23 protein-coding genes are annotated in these 22446 nt (G+C 57.0%); 14 read left to right on the top strand and 9 right to left on the bottom strand.

Features of this window, described 5'->3' with window-relative positions; all coding sequences use genetic code 11:
* Positions 1-3: 3 nt before the first annotated feature.
* Positions 4-1359, bottom strand: a complete 1356-nt coding sequence (gene pabB, locus NKJ21_RS12045; RefSeq protein ID WP_012541273.1) for an aminodeoxychorismate synthase component 1 — start codon at positions 1357-1359, stop codon at positions 4-6.
* A gap of 88 nt (positions 1360-1447) precedes the next feature.
* Here pabB and NKJ21_RS12040 point away from each other — a divergent pair, with 88 nt between their 5' ends.
* On the top strand, positions 1448-1657 hold the full coding sequence (locus NKJ21_RS12040; RefSeq protein WP_012967763.1) for a YoaH family protein: 210 nt from the start codon (positions 1448-1450) through the stop codon (positions 1655-1657).
* 30 nt (positions 1658-1687) lie between these two features.
* Here NKJ21_RS12040 and NKJ21_RS12035 read toward each other — a convergent pair whose 3' ends face one another.
* Together NKJ21_RS12035 and NKJ21_RS12030 are read right to left on the bottom strand one after the other, a co-directional pair.
* Complete coding sequence (locus NKJ21_RS12035; protein WP_088717069.1) at positions 1688-3694, bottom strand: heparinase II/III family protein; 2007 nt, start codon at positions 3692-3694, stop codon at positions 1688-1690.
* Positions 3694-4932 carry an alginate lyase family protein gene (locus NKJ21_RS12030; RefSeq protein WP_048268566.1) on the bottom strand — a complete coding sequence of 413 codons (1239 nt, stop codon included), beginning with the start codon at positions 4930-4932 and terminating at the stop codon, positions 3694-3696. Before NKJ21_RS12030 ends, NKJ21_RS12035 begins: the two co-directional genes overlap by 1 nt.
* Positions 4933-5511: 579 nt before the next feature.
* Between NKJ21_RS12030 and NKJ21_RS12025 the strand changes: the two genes are divergently transcribed.
* Genes NKJ21_RS12025 through NKJ21_RS12005 form a run of 5 tightly spaced genes read left to right on the top strand, consistent with a single transcriptional unit; the run spans position 5512 to position 10804 of the window.
* Positions 5512-6747 (top strand): sugar ABC transporter substrate-binding protein, encoded by a 1236-nt coding sequence (locus NKJ21_RS12025; RefSeq protein WP_254732909.1) that lies wholly within the window; start codon positions 5512-5514, stop codon positions 6745-6747.
* Between the two features lie 41 nt (positions 6748-6788).
* The gene (locus NKJ21_RS12020) at positions 6789-7700 is read left to right on the top strand and encodes a carbohydrate ABC transporter permease (RefSeq protein ID WP_048268690.1); all 912 of its coding nucleotides are present in this window, start codon (positions 6789-6791) and stop codon (positions 7698-7700) included.
* A 9-nt stretch (positions 7701-7709) separates the two neighbouring features.
* Complete coding sequence (locus NKJ21_RS12015) at positions 7710-8549, top strand: carbohydrate ABC transporter permease (protein WP_032741217.1); 840 nt, start codon at positions 7710-7712, stop codon at positions 8547-8549.
* A gap of 10 nt (positions 8550-8559) precedes the next feature.
* Positions 8560-9654, top strand: coding sequence for an ABC transporter ATP-binding protein (locus tag NKJ21_RS12010; protein WP_012967769.1), 1095 nt, complete (start codon positions 8560-8562; stop codon positions 9652-9654).
* 7 nt (positions 9655-9661) lie between these two features.
* Positions 9662-10804 carry an alginate lyase family protein gene (locus NKJ21_RS12005; RefSeq protein WP_032741301.1) on the top strand — a complete coding sequence of 381 codons (1143 nt, stop codon included), beginning with the start codon at positions 9662-9664 and terminating at the stop codon, positions 10802-10804.
* Positions 10805-10921: 117 nt separating this feature from the next.
* Here NKJ21_RS12005 and NKJ21_RS12000 read toward each other — a convergent pair whose 3' ends face one another.
* The gene (locus tag NKJ21_RS12000) at positions 10922-11266 is read right to left on the bottom strand and encodes a RidA family protein (RefSeq protein WP_002910910.1); all 345 of its coding nucleotides are present in this window, start codon (positions 11264-11266) and stop codon (positions 10922-10924) included.
* Positions 11267-11397: 131 nt separating this feature from the next.
* On the opposite strand from NKJ21_RS12000, the gene NKJ21_RS11995 reads away from it, so the two are divergent.
* From NKJ21_RS11995 to rnd, 5 genes are all read left to right on the top strand, one after another.
* The gene (locus NKJ21_RS11995; RefSeq protein WP_008804295.1) at positions 11398-13308 is read left to right on the top strand and encodes an ATP-dependent DNA helicase; all 1911 of its coding nucleotides are present in this window, start codon (positions 11398-11400) and stop codon (positions 13306-13308) included.
* Positions 13309-13453: 145 nt separating this feature from the next.
* Positions 13454-14149 (top strand): tRNA (adenosine(37)-N6)-threonylcarbamoyltransferase complex dimerization subunit type 1 TsaB, encoded by a 696-nt coding sequence (tsaB, locus tag NKJ21_RS11990; protein ID WP_038421449.1) that lies wholly within the window; start codon positions 13454-13456, stop codon positions 14147-14149.
* Between the two features lie 38 nt (positions 14150-14187).
* Complete coding sequence (locus NKJ21_RS11985) at positions 14188-14769, top strand: Slp family lipoprotein (RefSeq protein ID WP_008804297.1); 582 nt, start codon at positions 14188-14190, stop codon at positions 14767-14769.
* A 205-nt stretch (positions 14770-14974) separates the two neighbouring features.
* The gene (gene fadD / locus NKJ21_RS11980; protein WP_046881652.1) at positions 14975-16660 is read left to right on the top strand and encodes a long-chain-fatty-acid--CoA ligase FadD; all 1686 of its coding nucleotides are present in this window, start codon (positions 14975-14977) and stop codon (positions 16658-16660) included.
* 81 nt (positions 16661-16741) lie between these two features.
* Positions 16742-17857, top strand: a complete 1116-nt coding sequence (gene rnd, locus NKJ21_RS11975; protein WP_004175459.1) for a ribonuclease D — start codon at positions 16742-16744, stop codon at positions 17855-17857.
* A gap of 77 nt (positions 17858-17934) precedes the next feature.
* On the opposite strand, the gene minE is transcribed toward rnd, so the two are convergent.
* Genes minE through minC form a run of 3 tightly spaced genes read right to left on the bottom strand, consistent with a single transcriptional unit; the run spans position 17935 to position 19745 of the window.
* On the bottom strand, positions 17935-18204 hold the full coding sequence (gene minE / locus NKJ21_RS11970) for a cell division topological specificity factor MinE (RefSeq protein WP_004103270.1): 270 nt from the start codon (positions 18202-18204) through the stop codon (positions 17935-17937).
* Between the two features lie 3 nt (positions 18205-18207).
* Positions 18208-19020, bottom strand: a complete 813-nt coding sequence (gene minD, locus NKJ21_RS11965; RefSeq protein ID WP_008804300.1) for a septum site-determining protein MinD — start codon at positions 19018-19020, stop codon at positions 18208-18210.
* 23 nt (positions 19021-19043) lie between these two features.
* Positions 19044-19745 carry a septum site-determining protein MinC gene (minC, locus tag NKJ21_RS11960; protein WP_008804301.1) on the bottom strand — a complete coding sequence of 234 codons (702 nt, stop codon included), beginning with the start codon at positions 19743-19745 and terminating at the stop codon, positions 19044-19046.
* Positions 19746-19871: 126 nt separating this feature from the next.
* On the opposite strand from minC, the gene NKJ21_RS11955 reads away from it, so the two are divergent.
* The 3 genes from NKJ21_RS11955 to NKJ21_RS11945 all read left to right on the top strand — a co-directional run bounded on the left by NKJ21_RS11955 (position 19872) and on the right by NKJ21_RS11945 (position 21370).
* Positions 19872-20153, top strand: a complete 282-nt coding sequence (locus NKJ21_RS11955) for a YcgL domain-containing protein (protein ID WP_004203320.1) — start codon at positions 19872-19874, stop codon at positions 20151-20153.
* Positions 20154-20169: 16 nt separating this feature from the next.
* Positions 20170-20829, top strand: a complete 660-nt coding sequence (locus tag NKJ21_RS11950; RefSeq protein ID WP_012967776.1) for a fumarylacetoacetate hydrolase family protein — start codon at positions 20170-20172, stop codon at positions 20827-20829.
* A gap of 94 nt (positions 20830-20923) precedes the next feature.
* Positions 20924-21370 (top strand): YcgN family cysteine cluster protein, encoded by a 447-nt coding sequence (locus NKJ21_RS11945; RefSeq protein ID WP_008804304.1) that lies wholly within the window; start codon positions 20924-20926, stop codon positions 21368-21370.
* A gap of 8 nt (positions 21371-21378) precedes the next feature.
* Here the strand turns inward: NKJ21_RS11945 and NKJ21_RS11940 are convergent, their stop codons facing one another.
* Positions 21379-21723 carry a DUF1971 domain-containing protein gene (locus NKJ21_RS11940; protein WP_022065914.1) on the bottom strand — a complete coding sequence of 115 codons (345 nt, stop codon included), beginning with the start codon at positions 21721-21723 and terminating at the stop codon, positions 21379-21381.
* Between the two features lie 150 nt (positions 21724-21873).
* Complete coding sequence (dsbB, locus tag NKJ21_RS11935) at positions 21874-22404, bottom strand: disulfide bond formation protein DsbB (protein ID WP_008804305.1); 531 nt, start codon at positions 22402-22404, stop codon at positions 21874-21876.
* Positions 22405-22446: the final 42 nt, after the last annotated feature.

The raw sequence follows: 22446 nt of genomic DNA, 5'->3' as shown, positions 1-22446 counted from the left end.
GGTCTAGTTCTCCAGTTGGTGCAGGATACGATTAACTTTATCAAAAGTTTCCTGATATTCCGCATCTTCCTCGCTGTCCGCGACGATACCGCCTCCAGCGGAGCAATACAGTTGCCCCTGCCAGGCCGTCAGGGTGCGAATGGTGATGCTGGTATCCATATTGCCGCAATAGCTCAGGTAGCCAATGCTCCCGCACCAGGCGTTACGTCGCTGAGGTTCCAGTTCATCGATAATCTCCATCGCCCGGACCTTCGGGGCGCCAGTGATAGATCCCCCGGGGAAGGCGGCGCGCAGCAGATCGCTGGCATGCAGCGTCGCCGGTAAGCGGGCGGTGATGGTGCTGACCAGATGATGGACCGCCGGGAACGGCTCCACCACGAACAGCTCGGGGACCCGCACGCTGCCCGGCACGGCGACGCGGCCGATGTCGTTGCGCATCAGGTCGACAATCATTAAATTCTCGGCGCGGTCTTTCGGGGAGTTCGCCAGCTTCTCAGCCTGCCGCGCATCTTCCTGCGGCGAATCGAGCCGCGGCAGAGTACCTTTTATCGGGCGCGTCTGGATCTCTCCCTGGCGCAACTGAATAAATCGCTCCGGCGACAGGCTTAAAATCGCCCCTTCCTCGAGGCGAATAAAGGCGCTAAAGGGGGCGCGGTTGGCAACGTTCAGCTGGCGGAAGGCCTGCCATTCATCACCGACGTAGCGGGCCTGAAAACGCTGGGCGAGGTTGACCTGATAGCAGTCGCCGCTGTGCAGATAGGCCTGCACCTGGCGAAATTTCTCGCCGTACTGCTGGCGGCTCATATTTGACTGCCAGGCAGAGGTCAGGGCGAAAGGTTTCATCGCCGGACGGGATTGCGCCTGCAGCCACTGCAGGCGCTGCTGCGGATCGTCATAGCTGAGCAGCGAAATTTGCTGGCGCTGATGGTCGACAATCAGCGCCCAGTCATAGATCCCCACCGCCATATCCGGCAGCGCGATATCGGCCTGGGCGTGCGAAGGGAGACGCTCAAAGCGACGGCCCAGATCGTACCCGAATAGTCCCAGCGCGCCGCCAAGAAACGGCAGATCGTCATGGGGCTGCGGCGTGAACGGCTGACGATCCAACTGCTGTTGAAGCAGTTGCAGCGGATCTTCCGCGGAGACAAAAGCGGTTTCGCCGTCATCGACCCACGTCTGTTCACCGCGCGTCAGCAGCGTGGCGCGCGGGGCAGCTACCAGAATATCAAAGCGGTTATGCGGATGGTCGGCAAAGCCGGAATGCAGCAGCATCGCCCAGGGCAGGGCGCTTAACGGCGCAAAATAGTGTTCGGCCGCATCCGGGCGCCAGGGCAGGGTAATAATCGCGGGGGACAACATCTTTCTCGATCCTGAACGTTGCCGTCCCTCTGGCGTAGGCGGGGACGGCGTGAAATAATTACGCCCCACAATGTAGCAGGAGTAAAAGATGTTTGCAGGTTTACCTTCGCTGAGCCACGAGCAACAGCAAAAAGCGGTCGAACGTATCCATGAGCTAATGGCCCAGGGGATGAGCAGCGGCCAGGCGATTGCCCTGGTGGCGGAAGAACTGCGCGCAACGCATACCGGCGAGCAGATCGTCGCGCGCTTTGAAGATGAGGATGAAGATCAAGACGAAGATGAGGACGAAGACCAGTAAATCCGTTTCGTCTTGCTCGGGTGAGAAACCTTACCTCCTCTGCAGGATCACATCAGGGGCCCGTCCGGGTTCGTCATATAGCATCACCTGCGTCATGTGATGACTGCGCCAGAAGGTCACTCGGGTTCCCTTTGGCGTGGGATCCACATGAGCTTCGGTAAGCGGGTTACCGTTGGCCAGATCCCACAGACCGACAAAACGCGCCTGTGGAAGATGATTGCGGATAACCAGATAGCTAAGGTCGGTTATTGCCGGGTTATCAGGGGCCTGCCCTTGCCAAAGCTCGCCGTCGCCCGCCAGCCAAAGCGCGATAGTGCTGCCGTCCCGCACAAAGTGGCGCGGCTGACAGCCATTCAGCGACGTCATCGTTGCCTTCTTCATATGCCGCAGCGGTCCGCTGAGCGAAAAAGGCTGCTGTGTACCGTTCTGATCCAGTGCCTCGGCAGCCAGATGCAGCGTCCAGTCGAGCTGCTGGCGATGCGGGTTTTCCACCGTTGAGAGATCGATCAAAACCTCTTCAAGCCACAACAGGCGGCGGCGAAAGCGTACGTCACGCCAGGACTCCAGGTCCCATTCGACTCGACTATGACTGTCGAGCGCAGGCGGCGGTTTACCCCAGTCGGTCTCACAATCCAGCCAGAAAACGTCGTCAGCCATATGCCAGCCCAGCACCGTCGGGATGGCAGGGGGCTGATTGCTCTGGTTAACTGACAGCGTATTATGCGTGGCGCTGTTTTTATAATAGTCATAATGCATCTCCGCCCCGTAGCCGGTGGTGCCAGGATCCGGTAACAACCAGCCGTCGCGCTGCCATAGCATCAGGCTTTGTCTGTCGTAGTGGTCGTGTTCCCCTCCCCAGGGACTGTGTTTAATCAGCACCGCCAGCTGTTGCTTCGGACGTCGCCACAGGGTCAACCCCGCGCCAGGTGCAAAAAAGGATTGCTGGGGGATCGGCGTCAGCGGTGACTCAGGCAGCGGATGATGGCGCCACAGCAACGTCTCACCCTCGTCAGGCTCCGTTTCGGTGAATTGCAGCACGGCGGCATACAGCGGATCGCGCCAGATAAACCAGGCGAATTCGTACAGATCCCGGTGCTGCAGCTTTTCCTGCCCGGCAAGACAGTCATTCAGCCGCGGGAATGTGCCATCCGGCAGCAGCAGCGACAGCGGGAATTTCAGCATCGGCTGATACCAGGGGCCATCCAGCAGGCTCCAGCGGGTGCCGCGCGCCAGCTTCTCAAAGGCGAAAAAGCCCTGCAGCGCGTAGTAGTGGTAGTGAATCGAACCCTCAAACCATAGCCCCTCTGCCAGCAGGCCATTTTCCAGTTGCCAGCGCAAGCCGTACGGCTGAAAAACGGCAAACTCCAGTAGATCCTCATCTTCGAGGATGAAGCCAAGTACAGCCAGCGCCGCATTGATTTTGACTTCATGGTTATGGATCTGCGGCGTGCGATGCTGCCGCAAAAACGTGGCCGCACAGCGCAACAAGTTTTCCCTGATGTGCTGCTGTTCGCCAGGCGTCAGGCTGTCGCTAATAAAATCGTAACCCAGCGCCATGTCCAGAATGCAGTTGGCTTCGCACAGGGTCTGGGCATTCATTTTACCCGGCCCGTTGTTGGGAATATCACCGTGGACTTCATAGCCCGGATAAACATCCGCGTAGCCCATCAGTAAGGCGCGTACTTTATCGCGCCAGGCTCTCTCACCGGTCAGTTGCCATAGCAGGCCGAGCTGCTGGCATGCGCTGGCATTACGCCCGTTCATTTCGCGCCACCACGCGCTGTCCCACGGTTCGCCGCGCAAAATTTCATTATCGACCGGGCAGGCATGCTGGAGGGGCATGTCCGCTCGCCACGTTAATCGTACGCCGTGGTGCGGGCAAAAGTAGTAGAGATTCCAGCTGGCAATCCCGGTCTGCGGAATGCGTAATGCGGCATGTAGTACCGGCTGCGCATCCTTCACGAGCCGTTCGAGCAGCCCGCTATGGGCTGCGGCACGTTCGACAATATTGGGCCAGAGCCCAGTAAATTGTTTCATTAGCGGTTTTCCCTGACCTCTGAGGATGGTAAAAGCGGGGCGATAAGAGTGGTGATATCGTCGGGATATTTCGCCCGCAGCCACTGCGCTTTGTTACGGAACAGTGGATCTTCCGGCCAGGCGTGGGCGGCAGTGGCGATATTGCGCAGCGCTTTTTGGTCATCCATGTTATCGATGTCTTTCCATGGCCATGGGGTATCGCTGTTAATAAATCCGGCGATGTACTGATAGCCTTTGCGCAGACTATGGTCATCAAGGGTGAAGTTCCAGATATCGACGCCCGCTTTCTCGCCCAGTCGCCCGAGGCGGTTGTAGGCTTCAAGGTTGAAATTACTGTAGTGCCAGGGCCGCGTACGCTCCAGCTCGGCCATCTGACGGCCTTCGATATCAAATTGACCGGCAATGCGCCGTAGCTGGGTGAGATACAGGCGCTGTTTCGCCTCGTCGGTTTTGCCGCTAAACAGGGCGAAGGTGACGGCCTGCATGTCAAAATAGCTGCCGTGGTTGTTGTGCCAGTTATCTTCTTCGAAACCATTCTGGCTGGTGGTCATCCAGTGATAGTACTCGCCAAACCACTGCTTCAACGCACTCACGTCCTTCTCGCTAAGCACCGCAGAGGATTGCAGCAGGGCGATAGCGTCCACCACCTCAACCAGCGCCCGGCTATCAATAATGCCGATACCGCGCCCGTTGTTAATGCCGGGAATGGCCTGGGCGTATTGCAGATTGGGGTTCATACGCGTCTGTGGGTCGAGAAACCAGGCCTTCAACTGGGCTGCCGCTTTTTGTGCGTAGCGAGCGTCGTGGGAGAAGTACCATGCCAGCGCCAGGGTTGATACATCCTGACTCATCTTCACCAGGCGGTTTTTATCGGTGGCATCGCTATTGGCGTCCGGGTTGGTTTGCCCATCTTTGCGGATATACGGCAGCCCGTCTTTGGTATCGGGATTCGGCCACCAGTAAGGGGGGAAACTATAGTAGTCGTGTTTGTTGCCGCTGGCAGCGACCAGCGTTTTGTCCATCACTGAGCGCAGCGGATGCGTGAGCGCCAGATCGGCTTTTTTTAGCAAGGCCGCCTGGGCCAGAACAAACAACGGATCTTTGGCGGCAATTTGCTGGCGGCTAAAGGCTAAATCCTTTTCGTCCAGCGTGTACGGCTCGGCGGCATGCAGAGAAGCGCTAAGGCTGGAACAAAATAGCGCAACGCATAACCAACCTCGGCGAGGTATTGCGTTCATGGTGATAACCCTTCTGCAAGTGTGAGAAAAGATAACAACGGATTTAAGCCTGTCGCGTATTTAAATAACGCGTAAAACAGGCGATTTAATTAAAAAGAATATATTTGAATATACAGTGGCGAGCAGTGTAAAAGACAAAGTTATTTTTTGTGTGACGCTCATCAAATTTATCGCTATCGATGGATAATGACCTTTTTAATGTTATGTTCATCACGGAATTCAGCGTTTTTCTATATTTTTTGATTGTTTCAACAAAAAATGTAAATTTATAATTGATTGATTTTAATGTTTATTTTTGTGCTGTAACTTTCATTGTCACTTTTCTATGTGATCTGATTCAACTTTTTTGTTTTTGAAACGCAATTTCTTTTTACTGTGGTTGTATTGATGGGTGTATTTCTATCTAATGAATGGAAATATTTCTTGCGTCAGCTGTTTTAACGCCTGAGCGATATTCAAATTAATTCCTGCGTATTAATTGAGAATTTAATTACCTTTGTGTCCAACAATAAAGGATATGCAATCATGTCTGCGAATAAATTCCGCTAATTATTACTACTCACCGCGCTTGGACTCGGCGTGAGCCAAAGCTATGCCGCCACGACCCTCAACGTCTGGATCCGCGCCAGCAACGACTCGAAAAATATATACAAGCAAGAGGCGGAGAAATTTGAAGCAAAAACCGGTATCAAAATTGAGTACTTCAACGCCACTACTGACTTTGAACAGCGCCTGGCGCGCGCCACGGCGGGTAACGCTTTGCCCGATCTGATTTTTAACGACGCGGCTTCGCTGGGGCAGTTTATCCAGTTGGGTATTGCTGAGGAAATAGATCCGCAGTCGATCTCCGGCGGCGACCAGCTCTTCCCAACCGCATGGAAGAGTACCCGCTATATCGACGGTAAGTACTACGGTGTGCCGACCTCCGCCCAAACCTTCGCCCTGTTTATACGCAAAGACTGGCGGGAAAAGCTGGGGCTGCCACAGCCTAAAAGCTGGGAAGATATTCAGACCCTGGCAAAAGCCTTTACCACCCAGGATCCTGACGGCAACGGTAAAAACGATACCTACGGCTTTATCGTCCCCGCCTCCACGACGCGCGGCTACGCCAGCTGGTTTATGAGCAGCTTTATCTGGCAGGCGGGAGGGGATTTCGTCAAAGAAGAGGGCGGCAAATTCCGCGCGTCGCTCAATACGCCAGAAGTGGTTCAGGCGATGACCTTTATACGCACCATGATGTGCGAAAAAGTCACCCAGCCGGGGGCGATCAATGCCACCACCGCCGACGTCATCCCGTCTTTCCGCTCTGGGCAAAGCGGCATGTTCTTTAGCGGCCCGTACCATATCGCGCTGTTTGATAAAGACCCGGGTAAAGACAATTTTGAAGTGGTTCCGGTAGCAGGGCCAAAAGGTGAGGCCACGCTCGCGGAGGGCACCACGGTCTTTATGATGAAGAGCAGCAAACAAAAAGACGCCGCGCGTAAATTTATCGAATTTATGATCTCGGCGGAAGGTCAGGAAATCGGCATGGGTAAAGGCAGCCAGCATATTCCGGTGGTGCGCCTGCCGGTGAATAAGAACGTCGACGTCAAAGCCGTCTATCAGGACGCCCGCTGGGAGACTTTCGCCAGGCTTTACAATCAACAGGGACGCTATGTGCCGCAAATTCCCAACTGGACGCCGGTGCGTCAGGTGGTCGCCGAGGGCTTTAACCGTATTTTTGCCGACTGCAACAGCCCGATCGCCGGCGAGCTGGAGAGTATCGACGGCAAGGTGAACGCTGAGCTGAAAAAACAAAATGTGCTGGCTAACTGAGGACAACCGTGATGACGCTGCATGAGACGAAGTCCTCGCCGATGAAGCAGGCCGCGTCGCCTGACTCGATCGGATGGCTGAGCGCAAAGCGTAAGCGGGCGCTGATCCCGTGGCTGTTTTTAGCGCCTGCGTTAATTATTTTTAGCTGGTTTAAGTTCATCCCGATGATTCAGGGTCTGGTGATGAGCTTTTACAAGGTCAACTTTAATCAGCCGAACGAGTGGGTAGGACTCGATAACTTTACCCGTGCTTTTGCCGACGTCGAGCTGCACGCGGCGGTGGTGAATACGCTGCTGTATGTGGTAGTCACGATGTTCGCTGCGGCTATCCTGGCGTTCTTCCTTGCGATGCTGCTGGAAGGCCCGGCGCGCCACCTGCGTTTTATTCGCACCGCCATCTTTTTACCCGCCGTCACCAGCGCGGCGATCGTCGCCGAAATGTGGCGTATTTTATTCAACCCGACGCCCAACGGCGTGGTTAACCACATTCTCAGCTGGTTTGGCGTGGCCGACCAAGGCTTTCTTGCCAGTTCCGACCAGGCGCTGTGGGTCATCATGCTGCTGCACATCTGGAAAGCGGTGCCTTACAACATGGTGATCTTTATTGCCGGTCTGGCGGGGATCAGCCGCGATTTATACGATGCGGCGAACGTCGACGGCGCTAACTGGTGGAACCGTCTGCGCTACGTCACGCTGCCCGGCATGATCCCGGCGCTCTCGGTGGTGCTGATGCTCTCCTTTATCCGCGGTTTCCGCGTGTTTGCCGAGGTGTACGCCACCACCGGCGGCGGGCCATCTAACGCGACGGAAATGGTCATGACCCATATCTACAAACTGGGGTTTGAGCAGTTTGACTATGGCTACGCGTCGGCGGTGTCGTTTCTGCTGTTCGCCTTCACGGTTTTCTTAACCATCTGTCATCTGACGCTGAAAAAACGTATTGCACGTTACTAAGGAGCCGCGATGTTAAGTCAACGTTGGGATACCGCAGGGCGCTGGTGCATCTACGCGCTGCTGCTGATCGTTTTTGTCGGACCGTTCTGGGGCATCGTCGCCACGGCATTCAGCGGTGCGCCGGTGAAACCGGGTGAGCTGCTGGCCTGGCCGAATCAGTTCTCGTTTGAAAATTTCATCTTCGCCTGGCGGGATATCGGTGTCTGGCAGTATCTGTTGAACTCCATCCTGGTGGTGTTCTTCGGCACCGTTTTGCAGGTGTCGGTCAGCGCGCTGGCGGCGTATGCCCTGGCCCGTAAGAAGTTTCGCGGCGTGGCGCTGGTCAGTCTGATTATTTTGTCGACCATGATGCTGCCGGAAGAGGTGATTGCGATCCCGCTGTACATGATCATCAACTGGCGGCTGCCGCTGATCGATGCCTCACTCTACAACAGCTATCTCGGGATGATACTGCCGGTCGTTGGCTGGGCGTTTTCCATCTTTGTGCTCACGGAATTTATGTCGGCGATCCCGAAAGAGCTGGAAGAGGCGGCGCGCATTGATGGCGCCAACGAATGGCAGATTTTCTTTCACGTGATCCTGCCGCTGGTGAAACCGGCGCTTGGCACGGTAGTCACCTTCGGCTTCATTATGATTTGGGACCAGTACCTGCTGCCGCTGATTGTGGTCAATCACGACAGCCTGAACACCATTCCGGTGATCCTCGGCACGCTGCGTACCGACGAGAGCATCACGCCAAACATTTTTATCGCCATTACGCTGCTGGCGATGCTGCCCAGCATCATCGTCTATCTCGGTCTGCAAAAACATTTCAATCGCGGGATTATGTCCGGCGCGGTCAAAGGATAAGGAGTTACCCATGGGATCTGTTGTACTGAATAGCGTACGTAAATCGTATGGTGATGCGCACGTGATAAAGGATGTGTCGCTGACCATTCCGGACGGCGAGTTCTGCGTGCTTGTCGGGCCCAGCGGCTGCGGCAAGTCGACGCTGCTGCGCATGATTGCCGGCCTGGAGGAGATTTCCGGCGGGGAAGTACATATCAATGAACGCAATGTTACCGACGTCGAGCCGAAGCTGCGCGACATTGCCATGGTGTTCCAGAGCTACGCCCTCTATCCGCAGATGACGGTGCGGGAAAATATGGGCTTTGCGCTCAAGATGGCTAAGTTGCCGAAAGCGGAGATTAACCAGAAGGTAAATGAAGCCGCTGCGCTGCTGGGGCTGGATCCCCTGCTGGAGCGCTTACCAAAGGATCTCTCCGGCGGCCAGCGGCAGCGCGTGGCGATGGGACGTGCCATCGTGCGTAAACCGCAGGTGTTTTTGTTTGATGAACCGCTATCCAACCTCGACGCCAAGCTGCGTACCCAGGTGCGGGGTGAGATCCGCGAACTGCATCGCCGGCTGAAAACCACTTCGGTGTACGTCACCCACGATCAGATCGAAGCCATGACCATGGGGCAGATGATTGTGGTCCTGCGCGATGGGCGCATCGAGCAGGCGGGTACCCCACTGGAGCTGTACGACCAGCCGGCGAATCTGTTTGTTGCCGGGTTTATTGGTTCGCCGGAGATTAACCAGCTGCCCGGCGAGGTCGTATTGAACGGAGAGGCGACCAGTCTGCGGCTGAAAGATGGTTCGCTTCTGGCATTACCTGCGGGGTTAGCGGTCACCAATGGTCAACAGGTGGTGTATGCCATTCGCCCTGAGCAGGTCAACGTGGTGCATGAGGCCCGCGATGATGCGCTGGCGGCGAAGGTCACGGCGGTAGAGAACACCGGTTCGGATATGCAGTTGTTCTGCGATACCGGCGGCGGGGCGTTTACTTCGGTATTTAAACAGCGACTGGCGGTGAAAGAGGGCGACAGCATCTGGCTGCAGCCGAAGCTTTCTGGCGTGCATCTGTTCGATGCGCAAAGCGGTCAACGTATAGCCTGCCGGGAGGGCGTCTGACGTGGCGATGAAGTTGTACACCCTTGACGAAAGCTGTCTGGAAAACGCGCGTGCGGGATTAAAACAGCCGTTCTCGCCGCTGCAGCTGGCGCTGAGCAAGCTGGTTTCGCAGGCCGATATTCTGCGTCGTGAAGCGCCGGAAAGCGTTGTGCATAAAAAACTGCGGCCGGCGAGCGGCGACGCGCACGATTACTACAGCCTGGGTACCTACTGGTGGCCGAACCCACGGCGTCCCAACGGGCTACCGTATATTCGCCGCGACGGACATATCAATCCGCAGTGTGAAAATAATGATACCGACACCTCGCGCATTATCCGCATGTGCGAACGCTGCCTGACCCTGGGGCTGGCGTGGTACTTCACTGGTCAGCGCCACTATGCCCAGGCGGCGGCCGCGCAGATCCGCTGCTGGTTCCTGGATCCAGAGACGCGAATGAACCCGCATCTGAACTATGGTCAGGCAATTCCGGGGATTGTCTCCGGTCGCGGCACCGGGCTGATAGATACCCGATTAATGTGGATGGTGGTCGATACCATCGGCTTGATTAGCCCGGCGAACGTGCTGGATACCGACGATATTATCGGCCTGCACCAGTGGTTCCGGGATTTTAACCACTGGATGTACTACAGCGAAATCGGCCATTCAGAGTATGTCTGGCACAACAACCACGGCACCTGGTACGACGCCCAGCGGACGGTTAACGCGCTATTCTACGGCGATAAAGGACTGGCGGCGCGGATCATTGCGCAGGGGATCACCCAGCGAATGGCGGCGCAGATTGACCAGGATGGCAAGCAGACCATGGAGCTTGAGCGCACCATTCCTTTCCATTACTCGCTGTTTAATCTGGAGGCGCATCTGCTGCTGAATCGCTATGCCGAGCATGTCGAATTCGATCGCTGGAACACCATCCGCGACGGGCGAGGAGTGAAGCAGGGGATAGATTACCTGGTGCCGTTTATCCGTGAACCCGATCTCTGGCCGTACAGTGACCTGCAGGGCATTGTGTGGGATAGCGCGCTGCGGGTGCTGCTGCAGTCAGCCCGTGGTTATGCAAAACAATCCGCCAGCTATCGCGATGTGCTGAAATGCCTGCCGCAGGAGACGCTGCAGTTGAAGGAACAACTGATGTGGTGTCCGGGTTTGTAGGCCTGATAAGCGCAGCGCCATCAGGCATTAGGTGCACGTTGCCGGATGGCGGCGTGCCGCCTTATACGGCCTACAGATACCGTGTCTCGCCGACCTCGGGAGGCACGGTATAACGAGTTACACCGCGGCGATAATTTTGATCTCAACTTTATACTGCGGGTTCATCAGCGTCGCTTCCACCGTGCAGCGCACCGGGGCGTGACCGGCCACCACCCACGCGTCCCAGGCTTTATTCATTGCCGCAAAGTCGCTTTTATCGGCGAGGAAGATGGTGGCGTCAAGAATACGCGACTTGTCGCTGCCCTGTTTTTCCAGCACCGCGTCAATCTGCGCCAGGGTATTGGCGGTCTGCTCGAAGGCGTCGGCATCAAGATTTGCCGGCACGCCGGTGTAGTACAGCGTCTGGTTGTGGATCACCACGTCTGACCAACGGGCTTCGGCATCAATACGCGTAATTGTCATTTCTTTTTCCTCTTTGAGCATTCCATTCGGCTGCGGCAAGACTGCCATAATGTTCCGCTCGCGTCACTACCTGGACTGGCGAAACGCCGTCCTCCCTGACATAATCACTGTCCAAATAACCAGGGGGCAATGTGATCGACGATTTTGCAGCAGACGGCCAGCTAGCCAAAGCCATACCGGGATTTAAGCCGCGCGAGCCGCAGCGCCAGATGGCGAAAGCGGTGAGCGAAGCGATTGAGGCCTCCCGACCGCTGGTGGTGGAAGCGGGGACCGGAACCGGTAAAACCTACGCTTACCTGGCGCCTGCGCTGCGGGCGAAAAAAAAGGTGATTATCTCCACCGGCTCGAAAGCGCTGCAGGATCAGCTCTACAGCCGCGATCTGCCCACCGTCGCCAAAGCGCTCAAATTCACCGGGAAACTGGCGCTGCTCAAAGGGCGCTCCAACTACCTGTGCCTCGAACGTCTTGAGCAGCAGGCGCTGGCGGGCGGCGATCTGCCGGTGCAAACCCTCAGCGATGTGATCCTCCTGCGCTCCTGGTCGAATCAAACCCAGGATGGCGATATCAGCACCTGCGCCAGCGTCGCGGAAGACTCCCAGGCCTGGCCGCTGGTCACCAGCACCAACGATAACTGTCTCGGTAGCGACTGCCCACTGTATAAAGATTGCTTCGTGGTGAAGGCGCGTAAAAAAGCGATGGACGCCGACGTGGTGGTGGTCAACCATCACCTGTTCCTGGCCGATATGGTGGTCAAAGAGAGCGGCTTTGCCGAGCTGATCCCCGAGGCGGAAGTGATGATCTTCGATGAAGCCCATCAGTTGCCGGATATCGCCAGTCAGTACTTTGGTCAGTCGCTCTCCAGCCGCCAGCTGCTGGATCTGGCGAAAGACATCACCATTGCCTACCGCACCGAACTGAAAGACACCCAGCAGTTGCAAAAATGCGCCGACCGCCTGGCGCAAAGCGCTCAGGATTTTCGCCTGCAGCTGGGGGATCCCGGCTATCGCGGCAACCTGCGCGAACTGCTGGCGGATAGCCACATTCAGCGCGCGCTGCTGCTGCTCGATGACGCGCTCGAGCTATGCTATGACGTCGCCAAACTTTCGCTGGGCCGCTCGGCGCTGCTCGATGCCGCCTTTGAGCGCGCCACCCTCTATCGCGGGCGCTTAAAGCGGCTGAAAGAGATTAACCAGCCGGGCTACAGCTACTGGTATGAGTGCACCTCGCGCCACTTTACTCTCGCGTTGACGCCGTTGACCGTGGCCGAGAAGTTTAAAGAGGTGATGGCGCAGAAGTCGGGAAGCTGGATCTTTACCTCGGCGACGCTGTCAGTCAACGACGATCTGCATCACTTCACTGCCCGGCTGGGGATCGACGAGGCGCAGTCCCTGTTGCTGCCGAGCCCCTTTGATTATCAACATCAGGCGCTGCTCTGCGTGCCGCGCAATCTGCCGCTGCCGAACCAGCCTGGCGCGGCGCGCCACCTGGCGGCGATGCTCAAGCCGCTGATCGAGGCCAACGACGGTCGCTGCTTTATGCTGTGTACCTCGCACGCCATGATGCGCGATCTGGCGGAGCAGTTCCGCGCCACCATGACGCTACCGGTGTTGCTGCAGGGGGAAACCAGCAAAGGCCAACTGCTGCAGCAATTCGTCAGCGCCGGCAACGCCCTGCTGGTGGCCACCAGCAGCTTCTGGGAAGGGGTCGACGTGCGCGGTGATGCGCTGTCGCTGGTGATTATCGATAAGCTGCCGTTTACTTCGCCGGACGACCCGCTGCTCAAAGCGCGCATGGAAGATTGTCGGCTGCGCGGCGGCGATCCGTTCGATGAAGTACAGCTCCCGGAAGCCGTCATCACCCTCAAACAGGGGGTGGGGCGTCTGATCCGCGATATCGACGATCGCGGGGTGCTGGTGATCTGCGACAACCGGCTGGTGATGCGCCCCTACGGCGCGGTGTTCCTGGCCAGCCTGCCGCCCGCGCCGCGGACCCGCGATATCCGCCGGGCGGTGCGCTTCCTCGCCGTGCCGCCGGCAAGGTAATCCGCACTAAAATGTGTTAAGCTGCGCGCCATTTTGTTAATTAGCGGTTCCCAATAGACTTCGGGCGGTATGGCGGCGGGTTGGCCGTTTGCCGGAAAACAGGCTGCCTGAAGGCCTGAACTATGTAACGAGAGCGTGACCACCCATGCGAATTTTGGCTATCGATACCGCCACAGAGGCCTGCTCCGCGGCGCTGTGGAATGATGGCACCCTTAGTGCTCATTTCGAAATTTGTCCCCGCGAACATACCCAACGTATCCTGCCGCTGGTGCAGGAGGTCCTCACCGAGAGCGGCGCCACGCTGACCGAGCTGGACGCGCTGGCCTTTGGCCGCGGTCCGGGTAGCTTTACCGGCGTGCGCATCGGCATCGGTATCGCTCAGGGGCTGGCGCTGGGCGCTGAGCTGCCAATGATCGGCGTTTCGACGCTGGCCACCATGGCGCAGGGCGCCTGGCGCAAAACTGGCGCCACCCGCGTGCTGGCGGCTATTGACGCGCGGATGGGCGAAGTCTACTGGGCCGAGTACCAGCGCGACGAGCAGGGCATCTGGCATGGCGAAGAGACGGAAGCGGTGCTCAAACCGGAAGCGGTAGCCGAACGGCTGGCACAGCTTTCCGGCGAATGGGCCACCGTCGGCACCGGCTGGCAGGCGTGGCCGGATCTGGCGAAAGCGAGCGGACTGACCTTAAGCAGCGGCGAAGTTGCACTGCCGGCGGCGGAGGATATGCTGCCGTTAGCCTGTTACCTGCTGGCGGCGGGGAAAATCGTGGCCGTGGAGAAAGCGGAGCCGGTTTATTTGCGAAACGAGGTGGCGTGGAAGAAACTTCCAGGCCGCGAGTGAATCTCAGTAACAAGAAGACTGAGAAAAGGAGTCGCATCATGGCGGGTCAAAAACAGGGCGTTCGCTGGCTGTTAGCCGCGGCGGTTGCCGTTGCGCTAAGCGGCTGCGTGTCAGTGCCGGATGCCATCAAAGGCACCAGCCCTACGCCGCAGCAGGATTTAGTGCGGGTGATGAACGCCCCGCAGCTGTACGTTGGCCAGGAAGCACGCTTTGGCGGCAAAGTGGTCAATGTGCAGAACCAGCAGGGTAAAACCCGCTTAGAAATCGCCACCGTACCGCTGGACAGCGGCGCACGGCCTGTGCTGGGCGAACCGTCTCGTGGGCGGATCTATGCCGACGTTAACGGCTTCCTCGATCCGGTCGACTACCGCGGCCAGCTGGTCACCGTGGTCGGGCCGATTGCCGGGGTGGTCGACGGCAAAGTGGGCAGCACGCCGTATAAATTTATGCTGATGAACGCCATCGGTTACAAACGCTGGAACGTGGTGCAGCAGGTGGTGATGCCCCCGCAGCCCATCGATCCGTGGATGCTGGGTCCGCGCCCCTGGGGTTACGGCTATGGCGGCTGGGGCTGGTACAACCCCGGCCCTGCTGAGGTGAGAAACGTCGTAACCGAATGATTTTGTTGTTTATGTTAGTTCAAAGAAACAGCGGCCGGTCCGCTGTTTCTTTGTTTTCAGTCGAATAAGAAAAAAAATAGTGACGCGCTTCGCAACCTGCTCATTGCCTAATTAATAAACTGGTACGCTGAGTTAATATAATGTTAACAAAATGTATTTGCCAGGGGCTGTGATGACGACGAATAACTATTTCAGAGGTGATGCAGTGAAAAAGGTTTGGCTAAACCGTTATCCCGCAGATGTTCCTGCGGAGATAAACCCTGACCGCTATCAATCCCTGGTTGAACTGTTTGAGCATGCCACCACCCGCTACGCCGACCAACCGGCGTTTATCAATATGGGTGAAGTGATGACCTACCGTAAGCTTGAAGAGCGTAGTCGGGCCTTTGCCGCTTACCTTCAGGAGGGGTTAGGATTACAGAAGGGCGATCGCGTGGCCCTGATGATGCCTAACCTGCTGCAGTATCCGGTGGCTCTGTTTGGCATCCTGCGCGCCGGGATGATCGTGGTCAACGTCAACCCCTTGTATACCCCGCGTGAACTGGAGCATCAGCTCAACGACAGCGGCGCGGCGGCGATCGTCATCGTCTCCAACTTTGCCCATACCCTGGAAAAAGTGGTGGCGAAAACTCAGGTTAAGCACGTGATCCTGACGCGCATGGGCGATCAGCTCTCCACCGCCAAAGGCACGCTGGTGAACTTCGTGGTCAAGTACATCAAGCGACTGGTGCCGAAGTACCACCTGCCGGATGCCATCTCGTTTCGCAGCGCGCTGCAGCATGGCTACCGCATGCAGTACGTGAAGCCGGAGATCGTTCCAGAAGATCTGGCGTTTCTGCAGTACACCGGGGGCACCACCGGCGTGGCCAAAGGGGCGATGCTGACCCACCGCAACATGCTGGCGAACCTCGAGCAGGTCAATGCCACCTACGGCCCGCTGCTGCATCGCGGCAAAGAGTTCGTGGTGACCGCGCTGCCGCTGTATCACATTTTCGCCCTGACCATGAACTGCCTGCTGTTTATCGAACTGGGCGGGCAAAATTTGCTGATCACCAACCCACGCGACATTCCCGGGCTGGTGAAGGAGCTGGCGAAATATCCTTTCACCGCCATGACCGGGGTCAATACCCTGTTCAACGCCTTGCTGAACAACAAAGAGTTTCAGCAGCTTGATTTCTCCTCGCTGCACCTGTCCGCCGGCGGTGGGATGCCGGTGCAGCAGGCGGTGGCCGAGCGCTGGGTAAAACTGACCGGACAATATCTGCTGGAGGGCTACGGCCTGACCGAATGTTCGCCGCTGGTCAGCGTCAATCCGCACGATATCGACTACCACAGCGGCAGCATTGGCCTGCCGGTGCCTTCCACTGAAGCCAAACTGGTGGACGACGACGATAACGAAGTGGCGCCGGGTCAGCCGGGCGAGCTCTGTATCAAGGGGCCGCAGGTGATGCTGGGCTACTGGCAGCGTCCTGACGCGACGGATGAGATTATCAAAGACGGCTGGTTGCACACCGGGGACATCGCGGTGATGGATGAAGAGGGATTCCTGCGCATCGTTGACCGGAAAAAAGATATGATCCTGGTGTCGGGTTTTAACGTCTATCCGAATGAAATCGAAGATGTGGTTATGCAGCACAGCGGCGTCCTCGAAGTGGCGGCCATCGGCGTGCCGTCCGGCAGCAGCGGTGAAGCGGTGAAGATTTTCGTGGTCAAGAAAGAGGCCGCGTTAACCGAAGACGCGCTGATTACGTTCTGCCGCCGCCATCTCACCGGCTACAAAGTGCCGAAGCTGGTGGAATTCCGTGACGAACTGCCGAAATCCAACGTCGGGAAAATTTTGCGGCGAGAACTGCGTGACGAAGCGCGCGCTAAAGTGGACAATAAAGGCTAAGTAACGAATGAGTCGCCTGACGCCGGCTACGCCGGCGTTTTTTATGGGCGCAAGTTAAGAGAGTATGCTTTGAACTATCAGATGATCACCACCGACGATGGCCTGCGCGCTGTGTGCGAAGCGGCAAGCGCGGCCTCCGCCGTCGCTCTGGATACGGAATTTGTCCGTACCCGTACCTACTATCCGCAGCTGGGCCTGCTGCAGCTGTTCGACGGCACCCAGGTCTCTCTGATCGATCCCTTGACGATTAGCGACTGGGCGCCGATGCGCGAGCTGCTGCTCAACCAGGATGTGACTAAATACCTGCATGCCGGCAGCGAAGATTTAGAAGTCTTCCTCAATGCGTTCAACCTGATGCCGCAGCCGCTGATTGACACCCAGATCCTGGCGGCGTTCTGCGGCCGCCCGATGTCCTGGGGCTTTGCCTCCATGGTGGAAGAGTATTCCGGAGTGGCGCTGGATAAAAGTGAATCCCGCACCGACTGGCTGGCGCGCCCGCTGACCGAGCGTCAGTGTGAATACGCCGCAGCTGACGTCTGGTACCTGTTGCCGATCGCCAGCCAATTAATGGCGGAGACCGACCGCGCAGGCTGGCTATCGGCGGCGCTGGACGAATGTCGTCTGATGCAGCAGCGTCGTCAGGAGGTGGTTGACCCGGCCGAGGCCTGGCGCGACATCGGCAACGCCTGGCAGCTGCGTACCCGCCAGCTGGGCTGCCTGCAGCTGCTGGCAGAGTGGCGTCTGCGCAAAGCGCGTGAGCGCGACCTGGCGGTGAACTTTGTGGTGCGGGAAGAGCATCTGTGGAGCGTGGCGCGCTATATGCCCACCAGCCTCGGCGAGCTCGACAGCCTCGGGTTGTCCGGCAGTGAAATTCGCTTCCACGGCAAAACGTTGATTAGCCTGGTCGAGAAAGCCCAGGCGCTGCCGGAGTCGGCCCTGCCGGCGCCGCTGCAGAACCTCATTGACATGCCGGGTTACCGCAAAGCCTTTAAAGATATTAAAGCGCTGGTGCAGGAAGTGAGCGCCGATAAGGGCGTGAGCGCGGAACTGCTGGCCTCGCGTCGGCAGATCAACCAGTTGCTGAACTGGCACTGGCAGTTGAAAACGCAAGCCGGTGAGCCTGAGCTGATTTCCGGCTGGCGTGGCGAACTGATGGCCGGGCGGCTGAAGTCGCTGTTAAACGACTATCCGCGCTAGCGGGCGGTCTGGTTCAGGCCATTAAAAAACCGGCAGCGCAGGGCGTAGCCGGTTTTTTTTCGGGATGGAACAGCAGGTCAGGGTTTCGACTCTTCCGTTTCGGGTAGGGTCACGTTCAGCTCAAGAATCGAAATATCACCATCCCGCTGCTCCAGCTGCACGCTGACCATCTCCGGGTCGATCTGCACGTATTTACAGATCACTTCCAGAATATCTTTGCGCAACTGCGGCAGGTAGTGCGGCTCCGCGTCGCCGCGGCGACGCTCGGCGACGATGATTTGCAGGCGTTCTTTCGCAATATTAGCCGTGTTCTTTTTTCGCGAGAGAAAAAAGTCGAGTAAAGCCATAATTTATCCTCCGAACAGGCGTTTGAGGAATCCTTTCTTCTCTTCTTCAATGAAGCGGAAAGGGCGTTCTTCTCCGAGCAGACGTTCAACGGTATCGGCATAGGCTTTGCCTGCGTCCGACGCGGCATCCAGAATCACGGGCTCACCCTGGTTGGATGCGCGCAGGACTGACTGGTCTTCCGGGATCACGCCCACCAGGTTGATGCGCAGAATTTCCAGCACGTCTTCCATGCTCAGCATATCGCCTTTATTGACGCGGCCTGGATTGTAGCGGGTCAGCAGTAAATGCTCTTTGATCGGCTCTTCGCCATTTTCCGCACGACGGGATTTCGAAGCGAGAATGCCAAGGATACGGTCGGAGTCGCGAACGGAGGAGACTTCCGGGTTGGTGGTGATGATGGCTTCATCAGCAAAATAGAGCGCCATCAGCGCACCGGTTTCGATACCTGCCGGTGAATCACAGACGATGAAATCGAAGTCCATTTTCTTCAGTTCTTCGAGAACTTTGTCGACGCCTTCGCGGGTCAGGGCGTCTTTATCCCGGGTCTGAGAGGCCGGGAGAATGTAGAGATTTTCCGTGCGCTTATCTTTGATCAGCGCCTGGTTCAACGTGGCATCGCCCTGGATGACGTTGACAAAATCATAAACGACGCGACGTTCGCAGCCCATAATCAGATCGAGGTTACGCAGGCCGATGTCGAAGTCGATAACGACGGTTTTCTTTCCCTTCTGGGCCAAACCTGTAGCGATGGCCGCGCTGGAGGTGGTCTTGCCAACGCCCCCTTTACCCGAAGTCACAACAATAATGCGTGCCATAGAAATTCCTTGTTAAAAAGGGATTAATTCAACGGTTGAACTGTCAAAGCGCTTTCACCTAAACGCAGGCGTGCCGCTTTGCCATAAAATTCGGCCGGGATGTTATCGCTCAGCCAATATTCCCCGGCGATGGAGACCAGCTCCGCCGCAAGGTGGGTACAAAATATCTGGGCGTCTCTGTCGCCACCGGCGCCTGCCAGCGCGCGTCCTCGCATCATGCCATATACATGGATATTGCCGTCAGCGATAAGTTCCGCACCGGCACTCACATGATTTGTAACAATAAGATCACAGTGTGGCGCATAAATGCGCTGACCGGAACGTACCGGCTGATCAATCAAACGCGTTTTTGTGATCTGGTTAGCAACTGGCGGCGGCGGAGGGGTGGGTTCGGACGGTGCCGGACGAGGGGCTTTCTCTTTCCCTTCGGTTAATAACGGGATCCCGGCGCGATCGATTTCGGTTTTCAGGCGCGGGATTTTGCATCCGCTGACGCCCATAATGCGTAAACCGGTCGCGGCGATGGCCTCGTTAATGGCGCGCCATTCGACCTCCTCCTCCACGCTGGCGATATTCACCACCACCGGCGCATGGCGTAAAAAGGCGGGAGCCTGGGCGATTTTGTCTTCTAACGCCTGACGAATAACCTCGGGATTTGCATCGTGCAAATGAACGACAGATAACGTGAAGCTACTGCCTTTAAGTTCGATTGGCGTATTTGACATCCTGGCCTTACTCAATTTGCTGTTTATCAACCGCAGAAGTGCGGTGATATTCCGAAGACTAAAAGGCATGTTATAGTCACTCATATATTGAGGCAAGTGACCACGGGTCTAATTCCGAGTAAAACTATGTTTTGTGTGATCTATCGAAGTACTAAACGTGAACAAACCTATTTATACGTCGAAAAAAAAGACGATTTCTCACGCGTTCCTGACGAGCTAATGCGCGGCTTCGGCACGCCGCAAATGGCGATGCTGCTGCCGCTGGATGGGCGCAAAAAGCTGGTTAACGCCGACCTGGAAAAAGTGAAACAGGCGTTGAGCGAGCAGGGCTATTACCTGCAACTTCCCCCGCCATCTGAAAATCTACTAAAGAAACACCTGGCGGAACAGGGGAAACAATCCGATTAACCCACGAGGGAAAATAATGTACCAACATCATAACTGGCAGGGTGCGCTACTGGATTATCCAGTGAGCAAAGTGGTTTGCGTCGGCAGTAATTATGCAAAACACATCAAGGAAATGGGCAGTGCGACGCCGGAAGAGCCGGTGCTGTTTATTAAACCTGAGACCGCGCTGTGCGATCTCCGTCAGCCGTTGGTGCTTCCTGAAGGGCTGGGCTCAGTGCACCACGAAGTCGAGCTGGCGGTGCTGATCGGCAGCACGCTGCGTCAGGCGACGGAAGAGCATGTGCAGAAAGGGATCGCCGGCTATGGCGTCGCGCTGGATCTCACCCTGCGCGACCTGCAGGCTAAGATGAAAAAGGCCGGGCAACCGTGGGAGAAGGCGAAAGGCTTCGATAACGCCAGTCCAATCTCCGGCTTTATCCCGGCCGCTGAGTTCCACGGCGACCCGCAGAATACGCCGTTAAGCCTGAAGATTAACGGTGAAGTGCGCCAGCAGGGAACCACAGCCGACATGATCCATAAGATTGTGCCGCTGATCGCCTATATGTCGCGCTTCTTTACCCTCAAAGCCGGGGATGTGATCCTCACCGGCACCCCGGAAGGGGTGGGGCCGCTGCATAGCGGTGACGAACTGGAAGTTGGCTTCAACGGCCTGTCGCTCACCACCCGCGTGCTGTAAGCGCTGCTTGCCGCCTTTTGGGGCGGCAAAACTTGCATCGGCGTGCCAGACTGGTTATAAGGTGCACCCTTAACTGGCAACGACGGACACTCCGATGAGCGAACAACCTTTCTGGCAACAAAAAACACTGGATGAAATGACCGACGCGGAGTGGGAATCGCTGTGTGACGGCTGCGGCCAGTGTTGCCTGCACAAGCTGATGGATGAAGACACCGATGAGATCTACTTCACCAACGTCGCCTGCCGTCAGCTTAATATCAAAACCTGCCAGTGTCGTAACTACGAACGTCGCTTCGAGTACGAGCCAGACTGCATCAAGCTTACCCGCGAAAACCTGCCAACCTTCGAATGGCTGCCGCCGACCTGCGCCTATCGCCTGCTGGCGGAGGGCAAATCGCTGCCGGCCTGGCATCCGCTGCTGACCGGCTCAAAAGCGGCGATGCATGGCGAACGCATCTCTGTTCGCCATATTGCGGTGCCCGAGTCCACCGTCGTCGACTGGCAGGATCATATCCTCAATCTGCCTGACAGGGCGCGTTAAGCGCCGGATCACGCTTTCTTCGCGTGAAACAGCCCGTTTTCACCGTCGGTTTCTTCGGCCACCCAGAAGTGAATATTGAAGCGGGCGTCGTCACTGAGTTCGACGCGGTGCCAGTACTGCGGCGGACTGGTGGCAAACTGTCCGGCATGAATGACCACTTTCTTTTCCGGCTCCGTCGCCTGCTCATCGGCAAAACCGTAATAGGTGACCGTTCCCTCCATGACGCACAGCTGACCGAAGACGCCGGCCGCGGTGTTGTGATGGCTCAGCAGGGCGGCGGGGACATTCTCTTTAGTAAAGAACGGGGTGGAGCGTTTAACTTTCCAGTCTGCGGGGATCAGTAAAGATGACATGTGAGCTCCTGTGGGGCTTTAAAAGATGTATTTAATATGCACCTTTTAGGGGCTGTGGTCAACCACAGGCAGGAAACGATGCAACGATGCGCAGCAGACATAAAAAAACGCCCCGCAGGGCGTTTCATTGTGTGCGGTACTCGCAGCGGCTTAGCGGCCAAACAGATCGCGTTTTTTCGCTTTGAAAGGCTGAGCAATGATCACCAGGATGGCGACCAGCAGATAGGCAGCAAAAATACCGACCAGCCATTGCGGCATCTCCAGCGACAGAAATTGCCACTGACGCACTGAACAGTCGCCGGACGCGACGAAAACCTGCGGCAGCCATTTATCCAGCGGCAGCCAGGTTGGGAAGCGGGCGGCGAAATCACAGGTCTGGAACGGCGAAGGGTGCAGCTGGATCATCGTATGCTCCCACGCCAGCTGCAGTCCACGTATTGCGCTGTACAACCAGATCACCATGGCGACATAGCGCAGCGGCGTTTTGGGGGCGATGGCGCCGACCAGCCCCGCGCCCATGATGCCGAACAGCGCGCAGCGTTCGTAAATACACATCACACACGGCTGCAGCAGCATCACATGCTGGAACCACAGCGCAACGAGTTCGAGAATAAAAGCGGTTAATGCCATCAGGAGCCAGGCACCGCGTCCCCTTGAGCACTGGTTTAAATATTGCAACATAATCATTTCCCTGGAAGATGCTAAATCATGGCAGTGTAAACG

Origin of the sequence: Klebsiella sp. SWET4 (genome assembly GCF_024296565.1) — a bacterium.
Lineage (GTDB): Bacteria > Pseudomonadota > Gammaproteobacteria > Enterobacterales > Enterobacteriaceae > Klebsiella > Klebsiella variicola.
Note: the sequence above shows the minus strand (reverse complement) of the source record. Positions and strands in the feature narration are given on the sequence as shown.

Coding starts and splice junctions, on each gene's coding strand:
- pabB (WP_012541273.1), bottom strand. CDS start 1,359: ATGTTGTCCCCCGCGATTATTACCCTGCCCTGGCGCCCGGATGCGGCC.
- NKJ21_RS12040 (WP_012967763.1), top strand. CDS start 1,448: ATGTTTGCAGGTTTACCTTCGCTGAGCCACGAGCAACAGCAAAAAGCG.
- NKJ21_RS12035 (WP_088717069.1), bottom strand. CDS start 3,694: ATGAAACAATTTACTGGGCTCTGGCCCAATATTGTCGAACGTGCCGCA.
- NKJ21_RS12030 (WP_048268566.1), bottom strand. CDS start 4,932: ATGAACGCAATACCTCGCCGAGGTTGGTTATGCGTTGCGCTATTTTGT.
- NKJ21_RS12020 (WP_048268690.1), top strand. CDS start 6,789: ATGAAGCAGGCCGCGTCGCCTGACTCGATCGGATGGCTGAGCGCAAAG.
- NKJ21_RS12015 (WP_032741217.1), top strand. CDS start 7,710: ATGTTAAGTCAACGTTGGGATACCGCAGGGCGCTGGTGCATCTACGCG.
- NKJ21_RS12010 (WP_012967769.1), top strand. CDS start 8,560: ATGGGATCTGTTGTACTGAATAGCGTACGTAAATCGTATGGTGATGCG.
- NKJ21_RS12005 (WP_032741301.1), top strand. CDS start 9,662: ATGAAGTTGTACACCCTTGACGAAAGCTGTCTGGAAAACGCGCGTGCG.
- NKJ21_RS12000 (WP_002910910.1), bottom strand. CDS start 11,266: ATGACAATTACGCGTATTGATGCCGAAGCCCGTTGGTCAGACGTGGTG.
- tsaB (WP_038421449.1), top strand. CDS start 13,454: ATGCGAATTTTGGCTATCGATACCGCCACAGAGGCCTGCTCCGCGGCG.
- NKJ21_RS11985 (WP_008804297.1), top strand. CDS start 14,188: ATGGCGGGTCAAAAACAGGGCGTTCGCTGGCTGTTAGCCGCGGCGGTT.
- rnd (WP_004175459.1), top strand. CDS start 16,742: ATGATCACCACCGACGATGGCCTGCGCGCTGTGTGCGAAGCGGCAAGC.
- minE (WP_004103270.1), bottom strand. CDS start 18,204: ATGGCTTTACTCGACTTTTTTCTCTCGCGAAAAAAGAACACGGCTAAT.
- minD (WP_008804300.1), bottom strand. CDS start 19,020: ATGGCACGCATTATTGTTGTGACTTCGGGTAAAGGGGGCGTTGGCAAG.
- minC (WP_008804301.1), bottom strand. CDS start 19,745: ATGTCAAATACGCCAATCGAACTTAAAGGCAGTAGCTTCACGTTATCT.
- NKJ21_RS11955 (WP_004203320.1), top strand. CDS start 19,872: ATGTTTTGTGTGATCTATCGAAGTACTAAACGTGAACAAACCTATTTA.
- NKJ21_RS11950 (WP_012967776.1), top strand. CDS start 20,170: ATGTACCAACATCATAACTGGCAGGGTGCGCTACTGGATTATCCAGTG.
- NKJ21_RS11945 (WP_008804304.1), top strand. CDS start 20,924: ATGAGCGAACAACCTTTCTGGCAACAAAAAACACTGGATGAAATGACC.
- NKJ21_RS11940 (WP_022065914.1), bottom strand. CDS start 21,723: ATGTCATCTTTACTGATCCCCGCAGACTGGAAAGTTAAACGCTCCACC.
- dsbB (WP_008804305.1), bottom strand. CDS start 22,404: ATGTTGCAATATTTAAACCAGTGCTCAAGGGGACGCGGTGCCTGGCTC.